16 protein-coding genes are annotated in these 19,046 nt (G+C 70.9%); 5 read left to right on the top strand and 11 right to left on the bottom strand.

Annotated elements, in window-relative coordinates:
- Position 1 precedes the first annotated feature (1 nt).
- Genes ACFQU3_RS21990 through ACFQU3_RS21980 form a run of 3 tightly spaced genes read right to left on the bottom strand, consistent with a single transcriptional unit; the run spans position 2 to position 3,140 of the window.
- A complete protein-coding gene (locus ACFQU3_RS21990; protein ID WP_385913793.1) occupies positions 2-874 on the bottom strand; it encodes a carbohydrate ABC transporter permease in 873 nt (290 codons plus the stop codon).
- Positions 874-1,845: a carbohydrate ABC transporter permease gene (locus ACFQU3_RS21985; protein WP_385913791.1), complete on the bottom strand. Its 972-nt coding sequence runs from the start codon at positions 1,843-1,845 to the stop codon at positions 874-876. The genes ACFQU3_RS21990 and ACFQU3_RS21985 overlap by 1 nt, the downstream gene beginning before the upstream one ends.
- Positions 1,842-3,140, bottom strand: a complete 1,299-nt coding sequence (locus tag ACFQU3_RS21980) for an extracellular solute-binding protein (protein WP_385913789.1) — start codon at positions 3,138-3,140, stop codon at positions 1,842-1,844. The genes ACFQU3_RS21985 and ACFQU3_RS21980 overlap by 4 nt, the downstream gene beginning before the upstream one ends.
- Positions 3,141-3,300: 160 nt before the next feature.
- On the opposite strand from ACFQU3_RS21980, the gene ACFQU3_RS21975 reads away from it, so the two are divergent.
- Together ACFQU3_RS21975 and ACFQU3_RS21970 are read left to right on the top strand one after the other, a co-directional pair.
- Positions 3,301-4,596 carry an ROK family transcriptional regulator gene (locus ACFQU3_RS21975; RefSeq protein WP_385913788.1) on the top strand — a complete coding sequence of 432 codons (1,296 nt, stop codon included), beginning with the start codon at positions 3,301-3,303 and terminating at the stop codon, positions 4,594-4,596.
- Between the two features lie 153 nt (positions 4,597-4,749).
- Complete coding sequence (locus tag ACFQU3_RS21970) at positions 4,750-6,612, top strand: acyl-CoA dehydrogenase (protein ID WP_385913786.1); 1,863 nt, start codon at positions 4,750-4,752, stop codon at positions 6,610-6,612.
- 69 nt (positions 6,613-6,681) lie between these two features.
- Here ACFQU3_RS21970 and ACFQU3_RS21965 read toward each other — a convergent pair whose 3' ends face one another.
- The 6 genes from ACFQU3_RS21965 to ACFQU3_RS21940 form a co-directional block, all read right to left on the bottom strand.
- Positions 6,682-7,707: a GNAT family N-acetyltransferase gene (locus tag ACFQU3_RS21965; protein WP_385913784.1), complete on the bottom strand. Its 1,026-nt coding sequence runs from the start codon at positions 7,705-7,707 to the stop codon at positions 6,682-6,684.
- A gap of 103 nt (positions 7,708-7,810) precedes the next feature.
- Complete coding sequence (locus ACFQU3_RS21960; protein ID WP_385913782.1) at positions 7,811-9,223, bottom strand: acyltransferase; 1,413 nt, start codon at positions 9,221-9,223, stop codon at positions 7,811-7,813.
- 82 nt (positions 9,224-9,305) lie between these two features.
- The gene (locus tag ACFQU3_RS21955) at positions 9,306-9,596 is read right to left on the bottom strand and encodes a DUF6458 family protein (protein WP_385913780.1); all 291 of its coding nucleotides are present in this window, start codon (positions 9,594-9,596) and stop codon (positions 9,306-9,308) included.
- A gap of 130 nt (positions 9,597-9,726) precedes the next feature.
- Positions 9,727-10,605, bottom strand: a complete 879-nt coding sequence (locus ACFQU3_RS21950) for a hypothetical protein (RefSeq protein ID WP_385913778.1) — start codon at positions 10,603-10,605, stop codon at positions 9,727-9,729.
- Positions 10,606-10,672: 67 nt separating this feature from the next.
- On the bottom strand, positions 10,673-12,532 hold the full coding sequence (locus ACFQU3_RS21945) for an NHL domain-containing thioredoxin family protein (protein WP_385913776.1): 1,860 nt from the start codon (positions 12,530-12,532) through the stop codon (positions 10,673-10,675).
- Entirely contained in the window at positions 12,529-13,335 is an 807-nt protein-coding gene (locus tag ACFQU3_RS21940) for a nitrilase-related carbon-nitrogen hydrolase (RefSeq protein ID WP_385913774.1), read from the bottom strand. The genes ACFQU3_RS21945 and ACFQU3_RS21940 overlap by 4 nt, the downstream gene beginning before the upstream one ends.
- Before the next feature lie 65 nt (positions 13,336-13,400).
- On the opposite strand from ACFQU3_RS21940, the gene ACFQU3_RS21935 reads away from it, so the two are divergent.
- Positions 13,401-14,219, top strand: coding sequence for a MerR family transcriptional regulator (locus tag ACFQU3_RS21935; RefSeq protein WP_385913772.1), 819 nt, complete (start codon positions 13,401-13,403; stop codon positions 14,217-14,219).
- Here the strand turns inward: ACFQU3_RS21935 and ACFQU3_RS21930 are convergent.
- A complete protein-coding gene (locus ACFQU3_RS21930) occupies positions 14,216-16,270 on the bottom strand; it encodes a cytochrome c oxidase assembly protein (protein ID WP_385913770.1) in 2,055 nt (684 codons plus the stop codon). The two genes, ACFQU3_RS21935 and ACFQU3_RS21930, sit on opposite strands and share 4 nt — an antisense overlap.
- Before the next feature lie 26 nt (positions 16,271-16,296).
- Here ACFQU3_RS21930 and ACFQU3_RS21925 point away from each other — a divergent pair, with 26 nt between their 5' ends.
- Both ACFQU3_RS21925 and ACFQU3_RS21920 read left to right on the top strand, forming a co-directional pair.
- The gene (locus ACFQU3_RS21925) at positions 16,297-17,157 is read left to right on the top strand and encodes a maleylpyruvate isomerase family mycothiol-dependent enzyme (protein ID WP_385913768.1); all 861 of its coding nucleotides are present in this window, start codon (positions 16,297-16,299) and stop codon (positions 17,155-17,157) included.
- 213 nt (positions 17,158-17,370) lie between these two features.
- A complete protein-coding gene (locus ACFQU3_RS21920) occupies positions 17,371-18,159 on the top strand; it encodes a sigma-70 family RNA polymerase sigma factor (protein ID WP_385913766.1) in 789 nt (262 codons plus the stop codon).
- A 75-nt stretch (positions 18,160-18,234) separates the two neighbouring features.
- Here the strand turns inward: ACFQU3_RS21920 and ACFQU3_RS21915 are convergent, their stop codons facing one another.
- Positions 18,235-18,993 carry an ANTAR domain-containing protein gene (locus ACFQU3_RS21915; RefSeq protein WP_385913764.1) on the bottom strand — a complete coding sequence of 253 codons (759 nt, stop codon included), beginning with the start codon at positions 18,991-18,993 and terminating at the stop codon, positions 18,235-18,237.
- Positions 18,994-19,046: the final 53 nt, after the last annotated feature.

Raw genomic sequence — 19,046 nt, 5'->3', positions numbered from 1 at the left:
ATCAGTCCTTCACTGCGCCGGACGTCGCTCCCGCGAGGAACTGGCGCTGGGCTGCGACGTAGAGGATGACGACGGGAACGAGGGCGAGGGCGGATGCTGCGAAGACGAGGCCCCACTCGGTGCCACGCTGCCCCTGCAGGGCTGCGATGGCAACCGGCAACGTGCGCTTGTCGGGGTCGTTGATCACGGTCAGCGCCCAGACGAACTCGTCCCAGGCGCCGAGGAACGTGAAGATCGCCGCGGTCGCGAGCGGTGCCCGCGACAGAGGCAGGTAGAGCGAGACGAAGCGGCGCAACGCGCTGGCACCGTCGAGCCGCATGGCCTCGTCGAGGGCCATCGGCACGCGCTCGAAGAAGGCGCGCAGCAGGAAGGCGATGAAGCCCACCGCCCCTCCGGCATAGAAGAGGACCAACCCGTTGAGCGAGTCGAGCACTCCCAGGCTCTGGGCGAGCAGGTAGGCCGGCACGATCGTCACGACTCCGGGGATCATGAGGCCGGACAGGACGCCGGCGAACGCGAGCCTCTTGCCCGGGAAGTCGAACCGGGCGAATGCGTACGCGAGCAACGACGCCAGCACGAGGACGATCACCGTCGTCAGGACCGCCACGTAGAACGAGTTGCCGAAGTACCTCGCGAAGTTCGACGCATTCCAGGCGGTCGCGTAGTTCTCGGCGGTCGGTTCGGAGGGGATGAGCTCGGGCGGCATCTCGAGGACGAAGGTGTCCTTCTTGATGGACGTGCTCAGCATCACCGCGAAGGGCAGCACCACGCCGAGCGACAGGACCGCCGCGACAAGGGTCCGCGGCCACGTGAGCGGCACGCGTCGGGAGCGCGCCTTGGAGGTGGCCGTCAAGGTCGCCAACGAGGTTGCCATCACGACTCGCTGTCCGTGCCGAAGACGCGGAACTGGAAGTACGACACTGCGAAGATCACGAGTGCCAGCAGGAACGACAGCGCCGCGGCATACCCGAAGTCGAGGAAGCCGAACGCCTGCCTGTACATGTAGGTCAGCGGCACCTCCGTCGAGCCCGCCGGCCCTCCCCCGGTCATGAGCAGTACCGAGATGAAGACGTTGAACCCGCCGATGACGAGCAGCACGACGACGAAGAGCAGCGTCTTGCGGATGGCCGGCAGCGACACGTTGCGGAACCGCTGCCACGGCCCGGCACCATCGAGCAGCGCCGCCTCCTTGAGGTCCTCGCTGACGTTCGTCAGGGCCGCCAGGAAGATGACCATCGCCCACCCGACGCCCTTCCAGATGCCGAGCAGGCTCACCGCCATGAGGCCGGGCCAGCGCGACTGGAGCCACGCGACGTTGGTGTCGGCGAGGTGCACGACGTCCACGAGGAGCCAGTTGACGACGCCGCCGTCGGTGTTGAAGAGGTACTTGAAGACGAGGGCGACCACGACCCAGCTCGTCACGACGGGCAGGTAGAAGAGCACGCGGAACAGCCCACGGCCGGGCATCTTCGCGTCGAGCAGCACGGCGACGAGCAGGCCGATGACGATCTGCCCGGGCACGGTGATCGCGAGGTAGACGCCCGCGTTGGCCACGCTCATCCAGAAGTCGCCGTCGCGCAGCCCGCGGAGGTAGTTGTCGAGTCCGATGAAGGTGCTCGCCTTCGTCGGCACGACCGACCAGTCGTAGAGGCTGATCTGGAACGACCGGCAAAGCGGGTAGATGACGACGAGCGAGAAGAGCGCCATGCCCGGCAGGAGCAGCCCGTATGCCGTCAGGGTCGTCCGCCGGTCGCGTGGGGTCCAGCGCCGGCGGCCCCGTCGACCCTCGGGCGGTCCGGGGACGTCGATGGGCTCGCGCACCGCCGCTGGCGCCAGCGTCGTCATCGGCCCGCCCGGGCCCGCTCGAGGAGCGGGTCGATCTGCGCGACGGCGGCGTCCATGGAGGCCTGCGCGGTCAGATCGCCCTTGATGGCCAGCTGCACCTGCTTCGTCAGGATGGCGTCGACCTTGGCCCACGCCGGCGTCGCCGGTCGCGGCCTCGCCGTCTCGAGCTGCTGCATGTAGGGCGCGTAGTACGGATCGACGCTCGCCATGTCGTCGGCCAGATCCTTGAGCACCGACACCTGCCCGACCCGCGCCATGAGCATCTGCGCCTCGGGCGAGAGCATGAACCGGGTGAACTCGGCCGCGAGCGCCTTGTTCTTCGAGGACTGGGTGATGACGATGCTCTCACCGCCGACGACGCTGACACTGCCGCCCTTTCCGCTGATGGTCGGGGCTGCGTTCAGCTCGAGCTTCGGGAACTGGGCCCTGGCGATCGGGTAGTTCCACGGCCCGTCGTGGGTCGTGGCGTAGATGCCCTTGGCCAGTCCCTCCAGTGCGCCGGTGCCGCCGCCACCGCCGAGCACGATCTTGGGGATGCCGCCCGCCGCGTAGAGGTCCACGAGGAGCTGGACGGCCTCGACGGCGGGCGGAGCGTTGAGGTGGCCGTCGCTCTTGGTGACGCCCTTGTCGGTGATGTCACCGCCGTTGGACCAGATGAGCGGCAGTACGTTCCAGCCGGAGCCGTCGCCGACGGCATGAACGTAGATCTTCTTCGCGGCGAGCCGGGGGGCGAGCGCCTTCAGCTCGTCGAAGGTTGCCGGCGGGGCGTTCACCCCGGCCTTCGCGAGGGTCGCGGGGTTGTAGAGCAGGACCTTGGTGTTCGTGTCGAGTGGGAGCCCGTAGTGCTTGCCCTTCCACAGGTTCGTGGCGAGCGCCCCGTCGTAGGTCTGGGCGGCGAGCCTCGTGAAGTCGGGCATCGCCTCGTCGAGGGGGACGAGCACACCGAGGTCGGCGAGCTCCGGAACCCAGATGATGTCGCTGCGCACGACGTCGGGCAGGGTGCTGCCCGCGGCGGCGGTGACGAGCTTCTGGTGGAGCTGGTCGTACTGCACGGTGACGGGCTTGACCTTCGTCCCGGGGTGGGCCTTCTCGAAGGCCGGGATCACCTTCTCCTTGAGGGTCTTCACCTCGGCACCACCCTCGCTGTAGGAGTGCCAGAAGGTGATCTCACCGGTGACCTTGCCGCCCGTCGCGAGGGTCTCGGCGGTCTCGGGGGCACCGCCGCCACCGGTGCCACAGCCTGTGGCGAACATCGCGACCGCCATCAGACCCGCTGCCGTCCCGCTGTGCTTCATGCCATCTCCCTTGATTTATAAAGCGCATTGATTAACTCGGTTGATTTATGGTGGCGGCATGACCACCTTCCGTCAAGACCCCGTCCCGTGTGAGAGATTTCGAGGGACGCCGAGCGCCATCGAGGGTGCCGGCCCGCCGACCGCCCAAGGAGGCGCACCGATGCCGCACCCCAGGACCGACCGGTCCCGCCCGGTCAGCGGCGCCGCACCGTCGTCGGCCGCGATGCGCCAGCACAACGCCGCTGCCGTCTGGGCGGCCCTGGACGGCACCGACGGGCTCACGGGCACGGAGCTCATGGCGGCCTGCAGCCTGTCCCGACCCACCGTCCACGCGGTGTGCGACGACCTCATCGCGCGCGGGCTCGTCGTCGAGATCGAGACCCGGTCGCCGCACAGCGACACGGGAGCCGGGCGGCCCGCGCGTCAGTACGCCTCACGCGACGACGCGGCGCACGTGGTCGGCATCGACCTCGGGGCCAAGAAGGTCTCGGCCGTCGTCGCCGACCTGCGAGGGCGCGTCCGCGCCCGCGAGAGCACGTCGTTCCGCGACGAGCGGGTGCCGGCCGTCGAGCGCGTCGCCATCGTGCGTGAGACCGTCCGCGCCGCCCTGGCCGCCGCAGGGGTCGACTCCCACGGCGTGCTGTGCGTCGCGATGGGCGTCCCATCCCCCGTCGATGCCCGTGGTCACGTCACCGCAGCAGAGCACTACCTGCCCGGACTCGCCGAGCTCGACCTGCGCGCGGTCCTCGCCGACGACTTCGGGTGGACGACCATCGTCGAGAACGACGCCAACCTCGCCGTCATCGGCGAACGCTGGCTCGGCGTCGCCCAGGGTGTCGAGGACGTCGTCGAGCTGCTGGCCGGCTACCGCCTCGGTGCCGGAGTCGTGCTCGGCGGGCGGCTGTTGCGCGGCAGCGGTGGAGCCGCGGGCGAGCTGACCTTCCTCAACCTCGTCGAGGGTGTCGGCAACACCGACGCAGTCGCCGAGCTGGCGGAGGTCCTCGCCCACGAGGCCGAGACCGACGGCCGGTTCCCCGCCATGGAGCAGCTCGGGCCGGACGCACGTGACGAGCGCGGGCGGCCGCACGCCCGCGCCGTCTTCGACGCCGCGCGACGAGGCGACCTTGTCGCGCACGAGATCGTGGACCGGATCGTCGACCGGATGGCGCGCGTCGTCGCGATCATCTCCACGTTCCTCAACCCGAGCCTCGTCGTCATCGGCGGCGGCGCCGCCCTCGTCGGCGACCTCATCCTTCCCCCGTTGCGGTCCGCGCTGCCTGCCCTGACCGACACGCCGCCGCAGCTAGAGGCGTCATCGCTGGGCGACCACGCCGTGACCGCCGGCGCCGTGCGCTGCGCGCTCGACGACGTCGAGACCCGGCTCTTCGGAGACACGCCCGCACTGACGCTGGCCACACACTCGGCACTGCCGAGCGAGGGCCTCCCGGCCCGATAGCGGCTTCGGGTACCCAGCGTGGCACAACCGTGACCTCGCCCCCTTGCGATCGTTACCCGTCAGTAGCATCATGTAAGTGACCGGCCAGTAACTTGGTGGCGCCCGCTGATCGCGCGGCCGCAGACGATCGACACAGAACGTGGAGGACCCCGGATGGGCCACTACAAGAGCAACGTGCGCGACCTGGAGTTCAACCTCTTCGAGGTCTTCGACCGCCAGGCCGTCCTCGGGCACGGCATCTACGCCGACGTCGACGTCGAGGCGGCCAGGGACATCCTCCGCGAGGTGTCCCGGCTCGCCGAGAACGAGCTCGCCGACAGCCTGCTCGACAGCGACCGCAACCCGCCCGTGTACGACCCGGTCAGCCAGACCGTGACGATGCCCGACTCGTTCAAGAAGTCCTTCAAGGCCTACGTCGACGGCGACTGGGGCAACCTCGACGTCCCGGCCGAGCTCGGCGGCATGGTCGTGCCGGCCTCGCTGCGCTGGTCGGTCGCCGAGATGGTCTGCGGCGCCAACCCGGCCATCCACATGTTCACGGCGAGCTACTCCTTCGCCAACCTGCTGTGGCACCTCGGCACCGACGACCAGAAGAAGCTGGCGAAGCACATCGTCGACAAGGCCTGGCACACGACCATGGTCCTCACCGAGCCCGACGCCGGCTCCGACGTCGGCGCCGGCCGCACCAAGGCCGTCCAGCAGCCCGACGGGACCTGGCACATCACGGGCGTCAAGCGGTTCATCACCTCGGCCGAGTCCGACATGGTCGACAACGTCATCCACTACGTCCTCGCCCGCCCCGAGGGTGGCGGCCCCGGCACGAAGGGCCTGAGTCTCTTCATCGTGCCGAAATACCACGTCGACCTCGAGACCGGCGAGCTCGGCGCCCGCAACGGCGCCCACGTCACCAACGTCGAGCACAAGATGGGCCTCAAGGTCTCCACGACGTGCGAGGTCACGTTCGGCGAGCACGAGCCTGCGGTCGGCACGCTCCTCGGCGACGTCCACGACGGCATCGCCCAGATGTTCAAGGTCATCGAGAACGCCCGGATGTTCGTCGGCACCAAGGCGATCGCAACGCTCTCGACCGGCTACCTCAACGCGCTCGAGTACGCCAAGGAGCGCGTCCAGGGCGCAGACCTGACCCGGATGACCGACAAGGGCGCGCCGCGTGTCACCATCACCCACCACCCCGACGTGCGCCGCTCGCTCATGCTCCAGAAGGCGTACGCCGAGGGCCTGCGCGCGCTCGTCGTCTACACCGCGAGCCAGCAGGACACCGTCAACCAGGCCCAGGTGGGCAACCCGGCCGCGCAGCTCGAGGAGGGGTCGGCGGCCGAGCTCGCCAACCGGATCAGCGACCTCATGCTGCCCATCGTCAAGGGTCTCGGCTCGGAGCGGGCGTGGGTCCTGCTCGGCACCGAGTCCCTCCAGACGTACGGCGGCTCGGGCTTCCTGCAGGACTACCCCGTCGAGCAGTATGTCCGTGACGCGAAGATCGACACCCTCTACGAGGGCACGACCGCCATCCAGGGCCTCGACTTCTTCTTCCGCAAGATCGTCCGCGACAAGGGCCAGGCCCTGCAGCACGTCGCCGGCCAGATCCAGGAGTTCGCCAAGGACCTCGGCGGCTCGCTCGACACCGAGCGCGAGCTGCTGGGCAAGGCGCTCGAGGACGTCCAGGGCATCCTCGGCCACATGATCGGCGACCTCGTGAAGAGCGACCCGCGCACCGGTGGCGAGGTGGCCAACCTCTACAAGGTCGGCCAGAACACGACGCGCCTGCTCCTCGCCGCCGGGGACCTCGTCGTCGGCTGGCTGCTGCTGCGCCAGGCCGAGGTCGCCCAGGCGGCGCTCGACGCAGGAGCATCCGGCAAGGACACCGACTTCTACCGCGGCAAGGTGGCGGCGGCTTCCTTCTACGCCAAGAACGTCCTGCCGAAGCTGGCCGCCGAGCGCGCCATCGCGGAGGCCACCGACAACGACCTCATGGACGTGCCCGAGTCCGCCTTCTGAGAGCCTGACCCTAGTCGAAAGGCCGCAGACCGCGCCCCTGATGGCGCAGCTTGCGGCCTTTCGAGCTTGTCAGTCGAGAGTGCGGTGATAAGCGGGGCAGAGCTCGACGATGCGGAAGCCGAGGTCCTCGTTGATCGAGACCATCCACGAGTTCGTGTCGTCGTTGCCCGTCACGATCCGCTGGCGCTCGGGGTGGTCCGCCTGCAGGCGCCGGAGGTTCTCGATCTTGACGGCCATCCCGAGGCGGCGCCCGCGGTGGTCGCGGTGCACGAGCGTGCCCCACTGCCAGACGATGGTCGGGGCGCCGGAAGGCAGGATGAGGTCGGTGTAGGCGACGACGTCACCCGAGGCCTCGTGCACCGCCACCGTGGTGAGCCGGACCCGTCCCTGCCGGCGGAACAGCTCGAGGTAATCGCGGTAGCGCTCCGGTGTGAACGACTCCTCCTCGAACTCGATGTCGCCCGTGGGCGCGTCGACGGCGAGCTGGTTCATGACGGCGCACAGCGACTGCTGAAGGTGCTCCGGCACGCCACCGACATGGGTCTCGAGACGGTAGTCGCCCTCCCACCGCGGGCGTGCGGCCTCGGCGTGGCGCGTCAGCAGCTCGCCGGCGACAGGCAGCTGGAGGTGGCGCATGATCTCGGTGTTGCTCAGGCGGAAGCCGTGGCGCTCGGCGAACCGGCGGTACGGGTGCCCGTCGGAGTCGGGCGGCACGAGGAAGTCGGTGATGACCTTGGTGCGCCCCTCCTCGCGCGCCCGGTCGACGACGCGGTCCGTGAGGACCGACCCAGCGCCGCGGCCCCGGTGCGCCGGGTCGACGTGCACCTCGAACCACGCCATCGAGGTGTTGTCGGCCAGCGGTAGCCAGATCGTCGCGACCCCGACGAGCTCGTCGCCGTCGAACGCGCCCCACATCTGCTTGTACTCAGCCTCGTCGACGTGACGCCACTCGGCGACCATCTCGGCAAGCGACGGCGGCTCGTGCCAAGGCCTCTCGTGCCCCTTGCTGGCGACGATGATGTCGTACACCCGCGAGCAGACCGTGTCGTCGTGCTCGTCGATGAGCCTCGTGTCCATGTGGAGCCCTGTGTCCATGGACATGACGGTAGGGCTCGCCGCCGACGTCCGGCCATGGAGTTTCCGGCCGTCCCCGATCCCCAGCCACCTCTGGCCTGCACCACAACACACCGGGCAGTCGTCAACGCACCGGGACCTGATCGCGGTGTGTTGGCGACTTGTCGGTGTGTTGCGGGGTGTTGCGCAGGAGGAGGAGACCGACGGCGAGCACGGCGAAGCCGACGACCGGCGTGACGTCGCCGACGAGGAAGAAGACGGGTCGGTTGCCGAGCACGTCGACGCCCACGATCGACACGATGAGAGTGGCGAAGAAGAGGACTCCGGCCGACACGGCGGCCGCGACGTCCACCCGGCGTCGACCGTCGTCGGACCCGACCGAGGCGGCACGTGGTCCGCGATCGAAGCGCACGAAGACGCCGACGAGGACCGCGGTCACGCCGGCGAGCACGGAGAAGAGCACCGGACGCGTCAGCCACCATGCCCATGAGGCGACGTCGGGCTGCTCGATCCCGACAGCACCGGCCAGGAGCAGCACCGCCATGAGCGCCGTGAGGTGCCACAGGAAGGCCGTCATCGCGAAGGAGCCCGCCAGGACGACGGCGCGCCAGACCCTCGGGCGCGCGAGCACACGGCCCATGACCGGTCTCAGCACGACGGCGAGGCCGCAGATGCCGATGCCTTGGGCGAGCAGGGCCGCGGTCGGCGGCGCCATGTTGGACACCGCCTCACCGGGGAGTCCGACCATCGACACCGGATAGGGGCCGAGCGTGACCGCCAGCCCCATCGCCCCGAACCCGACCACGGCCATCACCCACCCGCGCGCCGTCGTGAGCAGCCCATCGCGCCAAGCGAATCCGAGCTGGTGCAGCGCGAGCCACACGAAGGCGAAATTGAGGTTGCCGACCAGAGACCGACCGCCGCTGAAGCGCACGAGGTCGACGGTGACGGCCACGAAGACCAGCGCCACGAAGACCCGCAGACCCCACCGCTGGTGCAGGTCGCGCATGACCGGCGCGAGGGCGCAGGCTCCGAGGTAGATCCCGACGAACCACAGCAGCTGCGGCACCATGACGAGCGCGTCCCGAGCTAGTCGACCGGCGTCACCCGGCCGGTCGGTCAGCCCTGACAGGTCCGCGACGACACCGAGCACGACCCACACGGAGAGGAACGCGAGGGTGGGGCGCAGCAGGCGCGCGGCCCTCGCGCGGAAGAACACGGCATACCTGCCGGCATGTGCCGGGTGGCGGCGTTCGAGCGACTCGAGCGTGTGTGCGTGGGCGACACCGCCGACCAGGAAGAAGAGCGGCATGACCTGGAGCAGCCACGTCAGCGGCTGGAGCGCCGGGACGACGGCGAGCGCGTTCGTGATCCGGCCGCCGTCTGTGATGGCGACCATGAGCCAGTGCCCGAGGACGACGACGAGCAGGGAGCCGACCCGCAGCGTGTCGACCCAACGGTCGCGGTCTGCGGGCGTTGCGGTGTGGACCTCGGGTGCTGTGGGGCGAGTGGTCGGGCGCGGGCGGGTCTGGCTCACGGCCCATGGAAGCACGGACGGCGATCCGGGCAGGTGAGCTCTCCTGCTCAGACCGCCGTCTCGGATGTGTGCTGGCCGGCCGTCAGATCGTGTCGTCGCGGCGGTCCACGCGGCGCTCGACGACGTCCGGCTCTCCGCGGCGCTCGACGACGTCCGGCTCTCCGCGGCGTTCGGTGACGGTCGTGTGCTGGGTCCGCGTGCGCTGGGCGTTCATGACGAGTCCGAGGATGATCGCGAGCGCCCCGCCGATCATGAGGATGATCCCGATCGTGTTGCCCGTGCCGCTACTCAGGTTGAGCACGTCGGAGTCGAGGTTCGTGAAGTAGAAGATCGCACCGACCACGAGCAGAAAGATCCCGAGTCCGATACCCATGACATCTCCTTGGGTTGGGGGCACGCCACAGCGCGTGCCTGACCACCACATACCCGCACGGGACCGAGTGTCCACGGGGAGGGTGCGGCCGTGGACGCGAGGCGGTCAAAGGACCACCCGCGCCCAGCGCTCAGTTGAGGCGACGCCTGCGGAACGCGAGGCTGAGCGCCGACACGAGCAGCATGACGACGGCCACGCCGACGGCGATCGCGATCTCGTAGTAGAGGTTTCGGGCCGCGAGGCCGTAGGCGGCGTCGGCGATGGTGCGCGCGACGTCCGAGCCGACCGGGCGCAGCAGCGGCTCACGCGAGATCATGATGACGAGCGCGAGCGCGAGCGAGAGGACGATCCAGCCGACCGCGACGAGGGTCGTGGCCGCGCGCCAGCGCCGAGCCAGCACGATCGCGAGCAGGGCCAGGACCGCGACGAGCACCGGCGCCCACGAGCCCCAGGCGTCGGCGACGCGGTAGACCTGCTGTGCCTTCTGGAGGTCGCTGGCCTTGGCGAGCGGGATCGTGACGACGGGTGCGATGGACGCGGCGTCCCGGACTCCCGCCTGCTCGAGCCGCGAGGTCAGCGCCGGCACGGGAATCTTGAGACGCACGGAGACCCGGCCCTGAGCGTCCAGGGTCGTGTCGGCCCGGCCCTCCATGACGCCGATGAGCTGAGTGTGGACGGCGCGGATCCCCTCGGTCCAGGCGTCCTTGACCTCAGGGCTCGCGACCAGGGCCTCGGCCTCGGCGCGGATCGGGGCCTCGAGCGCCTTCTCGATGGCGGGCCGGAGCGTCACGGCGCCGAGGATGCCGTCGACGATGCCGTCGGTGAGGGCCTCCTGCACGAGCGGCTTGCTCACGACGGGTCGCAGCTCGTCGACGAAGACGTCGGTGCGTGTCAGCATGACCGACGCCCAGAACGCGACGAGGGACACGGGCAGCAACACGATGGCGAGGAGCCCGCAGAGCCCCGAGAGGATCGACCTGCCGAGGCCGCCGGATGCCTGCTGTGCCACGCGCGCCACCTGCCCGTCCGATGCCGGCCGGGGCGTTCCCGGCCTGGACCCCCACCTGGACCCCGACCTAGACCCCCCGGAGGTCGAGAGCCAGTCTGGCATCCGCCGACGCGTCGAGGATGACTGGGATGCCCCAGTCCTGCTGGAACAGGTGGCACGCGGCGTGCTCGGGCACCTCGCCCGTGTCGGGGTCACCGTCGCACGCGGCGGCCTGCACCGAGACGTGCAGCGTGCCGGAGCCGATGCCGTCACGCAGCACGAGCGTGCGGGTGAGTCCCTCGGCGCGCCCGGCACCCGAGACGAGGAGGGCATCTGGGGTGGCCGAGACGTCGAGGCGTGTCGGGTCGCCCCAACGGTGGTCGAGCTTCTGTCCGGCAGGCGGCACGAACGTCACCTCGAGCAGGACCTCGCCGGCCGGCAGGGGCGTCGACGGACGCTGCGTGCGGTGGGCCGGCCCGTCGACGCGCTGGGCGTCCTCGGGCAGGGCGACCCTCGTGAGCCGGTGAGCCGCCGACTCGACGACGACCAGGCGCGTCTCACCCGTCTCGGCATCGCGCTCGACGACGGCGTCGCTCGGCTCGGCGAGACCCTGCACGAGGGTCGTCACCTGGCGCCTGACGGGGTCGTAGCGGCGCACCGCGCCGTTGTACGTGTCGCTGACGGCGACTGACCCGTCGGGCAGCTCGGTGACGCCGAGCGGGTGCTGGAGCAGCGCCTCGGCGGCGTCGCCGTCGCGGTGCCCGAAGTCGAACAGCCCTGTGCCGACATGTGTCTCGACGAGCAGGCCCTCCGCCGTCGACACGACAGACCGCAGCGCGGACGTCTCGGAGTCGGCGACCCAGACGCGGTCGCCCGACACCGACGTGGCCAGGCCGGACGGCTGCGCGAACCACGCCTCGGCGGCGGGACCGTCGACGAGCCCCTCGTTCGACGTGCCGCCGACCAGCTCGACGAGCCCGTCCTCGATCGTGGCACCGGGCGTCCAGGACCAGAGCTGGTGCGTGCCGGCCATGGCGATGACGACGCTCTCGCCGAGCCACGCAAGGTCCCAGGGGGTTGAGAGCGGCTGTTCGAGAGCGGGACCACCGCCGGCGCGCTCGCGCAGCTGCCGACCGGTGCCGGCCAGAGTGCGAATCAACCCGTCGGAGAGGCGGATTCCCTTGAGCTGGTGGTTGACCGAGTCGGCGACGAGGACGTCCACGCCGAGCCGTGCGGAGAGCCCGGGGGTCGCGAGCAGGATGCCCTGAGGCTCGTTGAACACGCCCGGTCCACCCCAGCGCGCACGCTCGGTGACGAGGTCGGGCTCGAGGTGGGCGACGGCGTGGTTCGCGGTGTCGGACACGACGAACGAGCCGTCGGGCAGGGCGATCGCCTTGCCCGGGAAGCGCAGCGCGGTGTCGGGCGTGGGCGGCGCGACGTAGGGGTCGTCACCGGGCTGGAGGCTGCCCTTGGCGCGGTGCTCCTCGATGATCTCGGCCACGAGGGAGGCGAGGCCGGGACCGTGCCCCTCGCCCGACATGGAGGCGACGACGAAGCCCTCGGGGTCGATGACGACGAGGGTCGGCCAGGCGCGGGCGGTGTAAGCCCGCCACGTCACCAGCTCGGGGTCGTCGAGCACGGGGTGGTGGACGGCATACCGCTCGACGGCGGCGGCGAGGGCGTCGGCGTCGGCCTCGTGCTCGAACTTCGGCGAGTGCACCCCGATGACCGTCAAGGCGTCGGGGAACCGCTCCTCCACAGGTCGCAGCTCGTCGAGGACGTGGAGGCAGTTGACGCAGCAGAAGGTCCAGAAGTCGAGGACGACCACCCGGCCCCGGAGGTCCGCGAGCGAGATCGCGCGGCCGCCCGTGTTGAGCCACCCGCGCCCGACGAGCTCGGGTGCCCGCACCTTGACGCGCGCCCGCAGCGACCCGGTCTCCGCCGTCACGAGAGCCTCCGGTCGGGCAGCACCGGGAAGCTGCGGCGCCAGTCGAGCGTCGCCGCGGTGTCGATGTCGACGCTCAGCACCTCCTCGTGAAGGCCCGCAGCGGCGAGGACCTGCCCCGTCGCGTCGACGACCTGCGAGTGCCCGCCCATCTCGTGCCGGGCGTGGGTGCCGGCGGTGTTGCACTGGAGGACGACGCACTGGTCCTCGACGGCGCGGGCCTGCCCCAGCAGGGTCCAGTGGGCGACGCGCTTGCGGGGCCACGCGGCGGGGATGACGAAGACCTCGGCGCCGCGGTCGAGCAGGCGCCGGTAGAGCTCGGGGAAACGCAGGTCGTAGCACGTCGAGAGGCCGACCGGCACGGCGTCACCGTCCGCGACCGGCACGTCGACGACGACGAGGTCGTCGCCGGCGTCCATCAGGCTCGGCTCGCCCTCGCCGAAGCCGAAGCGGTGGATCTTGCGATAGGTGGCGACGAGCTCACCCGTGGGCGCGAAGACGAGGCTCGTGTTCCAGAGTCCGCGTCCGCCGTCCCCGACCGGCCGGGCCCGCTCGACGATGGAGCCACCGTGCAGGGTCACGCCGGCGTCGCGTGCGGCGGCAGCGAGGGCCTGCGCGACCGGCCCGTCGACGGCCTCGGCCCGCTCGTCCCAGCGGGTGTAGTCGAAGCCGCCGGCCGGCCACAGCTCGGGCAGCACCACGAGGTCGTGGCCGGCCTGGGCGCGAACGATCTCGGTGACGCGGGCCGTGCGGTCGGCGACCGTCTCGTCGTCGCCGTAGGCGAGCTGGATGAGCGCAACCTTCATGGACCAACTCTCACACGACTGCGAGTTGACCCTCACACCGTGTCAGGCCGTAGACCATGGTCGTCATGTTGACGATCGGAGACTTCGCCCGGCTCGCGGGAGTGACGGTGCGCATGCTGCGCCACTACGACTCCCTCGGCCTGCTCGTGCCGGCCCACGTGGACCCGGTCACGAGCTACCGCCGGTATGCCGCCGCGCAGCTCCCCCGGCTCAACCGTCTCGTTGCGCTCAAGGACCTGGGCCTCACCCTCGAACAGGTGGGGACGGTCCTCGACGCGCAGGTGTCGGCGGACGAGCTGCGCGGGATGTTGACGCTGCGGCGGGCGCAGATCGAGGAACAGATCGCCGCCGACCTGGCGCGACTGGACGCGATCGAGGCGAGGCTGCGAACCATCGAGAAGGAGGGCACGATGTCGGAGCTGGAGTACGTGGAGAAGGCGCTGCCGGCCGTTCGGCTGGCGCAGGTGTCGGGACGGGTCGCTGACGTCACCGAGCTCGGCACCACGATCGGGCCGGCGTTCGACCGCCTCGTCGGCGGTCTCACCGCCGCAGGTGTCTCCCTGCAGACGCCGTCGGTCGCCTGGTACGACGGCGACACGGAGGGCACGACGTGGGGTGTGGGCTTTCCCACGGCGCTCGAGTCGATCGACCACGTCGAGGGCGTCGACGGCGCAGAGGTTGCGGACCTCCCGGCCGCACCGCGCGCGGTCACGGTGATCCACCGCGGGTCGATGGCGACGATCGGCGACACGTGGCAGGCACTCGCGACGGCCGTGGATGCTGCGGGCCTCACGGCATACGGCCCCTGTCGGGAGGTCTACCTCGAGACGCCGATGGACGACCAGGACGCGTGGGTCACGGAGCTGCAGCAGCCCGTGCGCTAGGAGCGCTCGTCGCGCCTCGCCAGGGCGGCCAGGCGCTCGTTGTAGGCCGTGAGCTCGGCGTCGCCGTCACGGTCCGCCCGCCGGTCGCGCCGGGTCGACTCGGCGCGGTCGGCGCGGTACCACTGCATCGCGACGGTGAGGGCGAGGACGAGCGCCGGCAGCTCCCCGATGGCCCACGCGACGCCGCCACCGTAGCGCTGGTCGGCGAGGGCGTCCGGGACCCAGGGGATGTCGACCGTCGTGAAGAAGTCGCCGCCGAGCAGCGCCGTGCCGCTGATCATCGCAACGCCGAAGAAGGCGTGGAACGCGATGGTCGCGAAGAGCACGACGAGGCGCAGGGCAGGGCTCCAGCGCTTCGGGCCGGGGTCGATGCCGACGAGGACCCACGCGAAGAGGTAGCCGGTGAGCACGAAGTGCGCCGTCATGAGCAGGTGGCCCGTGTGGGTCTCGAGTGCCAGCTCGAACAGCCCGGTCCAGTAGAAGACCACGAGGCTCATGAAGAACAGTGCTGCGGCCACCGCCGGGTTGCCGAGCACCGCGAGGAACCGTGAGTGCACGAGGCCGAGCAGCATCTCGCGTGGCCCCAGGGTGCCGTCGCTGCGTGGCCGGATCGTCCGCAACGCCAACGTGACCGGGGCACCGAGGACGAGCAGGATCGGCACCACCATCGCCTCGGTCATGTGTAGGGTCATGTGCCAGGAGAACGCGACGCGACCGTAGATGCCGAGCGCCCCGTTGGTGGCGTAGAGGAAGAGCAGCCAGCCCGCGGACCACGAGAGGGTGCGCAGCAGGGGCCAGGCGTCGCCGCGTCGCCGCATCCGCACGACCCCGACGACGTAGACGCCGATCGCCAGCAGCGCGGTCGCGAGGAAGAGCCACTCCACCCGCCAGGCGGTCAGCCACGACATCGCAGTCGGCGCCGGAGGCACTGGAAAGCCGGTGAGCGCCAGGGCAGCGGACGGGTTCTGCACCGTCTCGGGGACCGGCGGCTCGCTGCGCGCCAGTGCCGTCGCGACCCCGAAGGCGAGCGCCATGAGCAGGGTCTCGGCGACCGCGAGCCGCGTGAAGACGCGGCCGCGGTCACGGCCGGACGCGGTGTCGAGGCGGTCGAGCGTCACCTGGCGGTGCCACGCGCCGGCCGCGCCGAGCACGACGAAGGCGAGCACCTTGACCAGGACGAGTACGCCGTAAGGCGTGGCGAGGTCGGACCAGCCGGCGAGCCGGGTCGTGGCGGACATGACACCCGAGATGCCGAGGGTGACGAAGCACCAGAGGGCCACGGTCGAGTAGCGGCGGGCGACGACCCCGATCGCGTCGCCGAGCTGTCGGCGCAGGACCACGAGAGCGAGCAGGCCACCGACCCAGACGCCCGCGCTGAGCAGGTGGGCGGCAATCGCGTTGACCGCCGTCTCGTGGTCGGCCGACCCGCCGGCGTGGCCGGCGAGACCGAGCACGAGCAGGCCGAACGCCGACACGGCCACGAGGGCCAGAGCCACGGCCCGCGAGCGCGCCACAGCGGCCAAGGACGCGACGACGAACGCCGCCATGGAGCTGAGCAGCCCGACGCGCAGCGGCTCGATGGCCCACACCGAGTCGGCCAGGCTCGTGCCGAACAGGGGGTCGGAGAGCGGCATCCCGGCGGCGTCGGCGAAGGTGAAGACGACCCCGACGGCTCCCGCGACCGCCCACACGAAGGCGGCCGCGGTCGCGACGCGCAGGGCGGCACCGCGTCGCGGCTCGTCCAGGGACACGCTCGCGGCCCTGGTCCGCCCGGGCACCATCGTCGCAGCGAGCAGCAGGGCGCCGATCGTCAGCGAGGCCGCGACGTCGTGGACGACCCGGACGAGCGGCAGGGACCAGCGCACGACCGGGCCGGCGTCGCTCAGGCCGCCGGGCAGCGACTCCGCGGCGCCCGTGTAGCGGGCAGCGACGACGCTCGCCAGCAGGCCCACGGCGAGCACGCCGGCGACGACCGCCGCGGCCCCCCAGGGGGCAGAGGGCTCCGGACCCGTTCGCGGATCGGCGAGACCGTCTCGCTGCGGGGTTGGCATGCCTCAAGGGTAAGTAGTGTGATGGCATGCCCATGCACCCGGCCGCCCCCCACGACCGCGACGGACTGATCGACGCGTTCGACCACACCGTGCAGTCGATCATCGACCTCGGGATGTCATGCCGCGACGCGGACTTCGACCTCCCGACCGAGTGTCCCGGCTGGACGGTGAAGGACCAGATCGCCCACGTCGTCGGAGCCGAGAAGTCCTTCGCCGGGCTCCCGCGCACCGAGGTGGCCGTTCCGGACTACCCGCACGTGAAGGGCGACTTCGCGCGACTCGTCGAGCAGGACGTCGAGAGCCGCAGAGCCGTGCCGGGGCGCGAGGTCGTCGCGGAGCTGGCCGAGTTCCACCCCGAACGGGTCGCGGCCCTGCGAGCCAGCGACGCGGAGCTCGACACCGTCATCGGCGGCTTCTTCGGTCCCGAGACGACGTTCGGGCAGCACCTCCACCGGCGCATCGTCGACGCCTGGGTGCACGAACAGGACCTCCGTGCGGCCCTCGACCGCCCCGGCGACCTCGACTCCGCGGGCGCCGCGCTCTTCACCGCCGACGTCCTCGCCGCAGTCCCCCGTGTCGCCGCCCGTGTCGCGGGCATCGGGCCCGGCCATGCCGTCGTCCTCGACGTGTCCGGTCCCGTCGTCGCGCGCGACGGCGTGCGCATCGTCACCGGCGACGACGGCCGGCCCTACGGGGAGGCGCTCTTCAGTGGTCATGACCGACCCGTGGGTGAGGAGCAGCTCGACGTGACGTCGATCCACCTCAGCACCGACGCGCTGACGCGGCGGGCCGCAGGCCGTCGCTCGGTCGACGACATCCACTACACCGTGACCGGCGACGAGGAGATCGCGCGCCGGGTCCTCGAGGCGCTCGTCATCACCCACTGACTACCCCGCAGCGCGCCGGCGACGACCACCACCGGGACCGTTCGTCCCGTCCGACGCGCCCGCCGCCGCCTCGCGCGGGCCCCCGCGCCTTATACACCTCGACGCATCCGAACGGTAACTAGGCCCACCTTGTGTATTGGTGGTCAAGCGCCTAGCGTCGGGAGTAGTCGGTCAAGCCAGTGCCGCATCGGGGATCCGATAAACGGAGTAGTCATGACCGACCCGACCACGGGTCCGCGCAAGGATGCGCGAACCAGAGAACTCATCACCGTACTGCGCACCTCGGACTGCACGTCCGAGCGCGCCCACGCCCTCGAGTCCGTGACGCTGCTGCACATGCCGCTCGCGCGCTCACTCGCCCATCGCTACTCGGGCAAGGGACTCGACCGCGAGGACCTCGAACAGGTCGCGTTCCTCGCCCTGCTCAAGGCCATCCACCGCTTCGACCTCGACAAGTCCACCGAGTTCGGCGCGTACGCGACGCCCACCATCACCGGAGAGCTGCGCCGCCACTTCCGCGACCACGGCTGGCTCGTGCGGCCACCGCGCGAGCTGCAGGAGCGGCGCCAGCTCGTCACCGAGACCCGGTCGCGGCTCGAGCAGCGCCTCGGCCACGACCCGGACCCGGCCGAGCTCGCGCGCGAGCTCGAGCTGAGTCTCGACGCCGTCAAGGAGGCCCAGGTCGCGGCGACGAACCTGCGCCCGGCATCGCTCGATGCGACGAGCACCGACGGCGGCCGCCCCGTCCTCGACCTGCTCGACGCGCGCGGCGACTCCGCGTCCGACCCGGCGCTGGACGACGGCATCGTCGTGCGCACCGCTCTCGAGCGGCTGCCCGCGCGGGACCAGAAGCTCGTCGAGCTGCGTTTCGGCAACGACATGACGCAGGCCGAGATCGCCGAGTCGATGGGTCTGAGTGCGATGCAGGTCAGCCGGCTGCTGCGACGCACGCTGGACGAGCTGCGCCGGCAGCTGTCGGCGGAGGGCGTCGCCTCAGCCTGACGCCCGGTGGCACAAGCCCCGATCCCGGCGCCTGCGAGGGTGCCGGGATCGGTCGTGTCGCAGAGGTCTCGCTCGTCAGGACCCGGTGGGGCTGGGGGCGCCCTGTCCCCTGCCGGCGAGACCGCCGAACTGCGCCTCCTGACCCTGGATGACCTGCGAGGCCACCTGGGCCAGCTTCATGTTCAGCTCCTGCGAGGTGCTGCGCAGCAGCTCGAAGGCCTCCTGGCCGGAGATGTGGTGGGCGGCCATGAGCAGGCCGACCGCCTTGCCGATCTCACGGTTGCTCTGCAGCCCCTGCCGCAGGGTCGCCGCCTCCTCGCGGGCCCGGATCGCCATGAGCGCCACCGAGGCGAACGACGCGATGACGGCGCCGACGTCGGCCGACTTCGACGTGAGGCCGCCGGGGGTGTCGGAGAAGAGGTTCAGGGCCCCGACCTTGTCGCCGTCGAGGAGCAGTCGGTAGCCGATGGCCGAGCGCACGGGCGTCTCGGCGACGATGCGCTCGGTGAAGCGCGGCCACGGCGTCTTCGAGGTCGTCAGGTCGGCGTCGTGCTGGTACGCCTCGTCGAGGATGGCGTCGACGCAGGGTCCCTCCCCGATCTCCAGCTCGATCTGGTCGATGCGGCGCGCGATGTCGTCGGTGCTCGCGGCGGTGACGAAGCGGTCACGCGTGCGCACGAGCAGGGAGGCGCGGTCGCAGCCCTCGACGAGGCGCTGGGCTGCGTCGACGAGCGCCTGGTGGATCGATCCGGCGTCGGCCCCTGCGTAGATCAGCGCGGACATCTGGTGGAAGGCGTCGTTGATCGTCGGGTCGACCGGCACGTCGCTCGTCATGTCACTCCTGGGAAGCTGCGAATCCCGCCGTGCCGCCTGTTGCTCAACGGTTA

It is taken from the genome of Terrabacter sp. GCM10028922 (genome assembly GCF_042666095.1).
GTDB lineage: Bacteria > Actinomycetota > Actinomycetes > Actinomycetales > Dermatophilaceae > Terrabacter.
The sequence above is the reverse complement of the archived record's forward strand: the minus strand, read 5'-3'. Positions and strand labels throughout refer to the sequence as shown.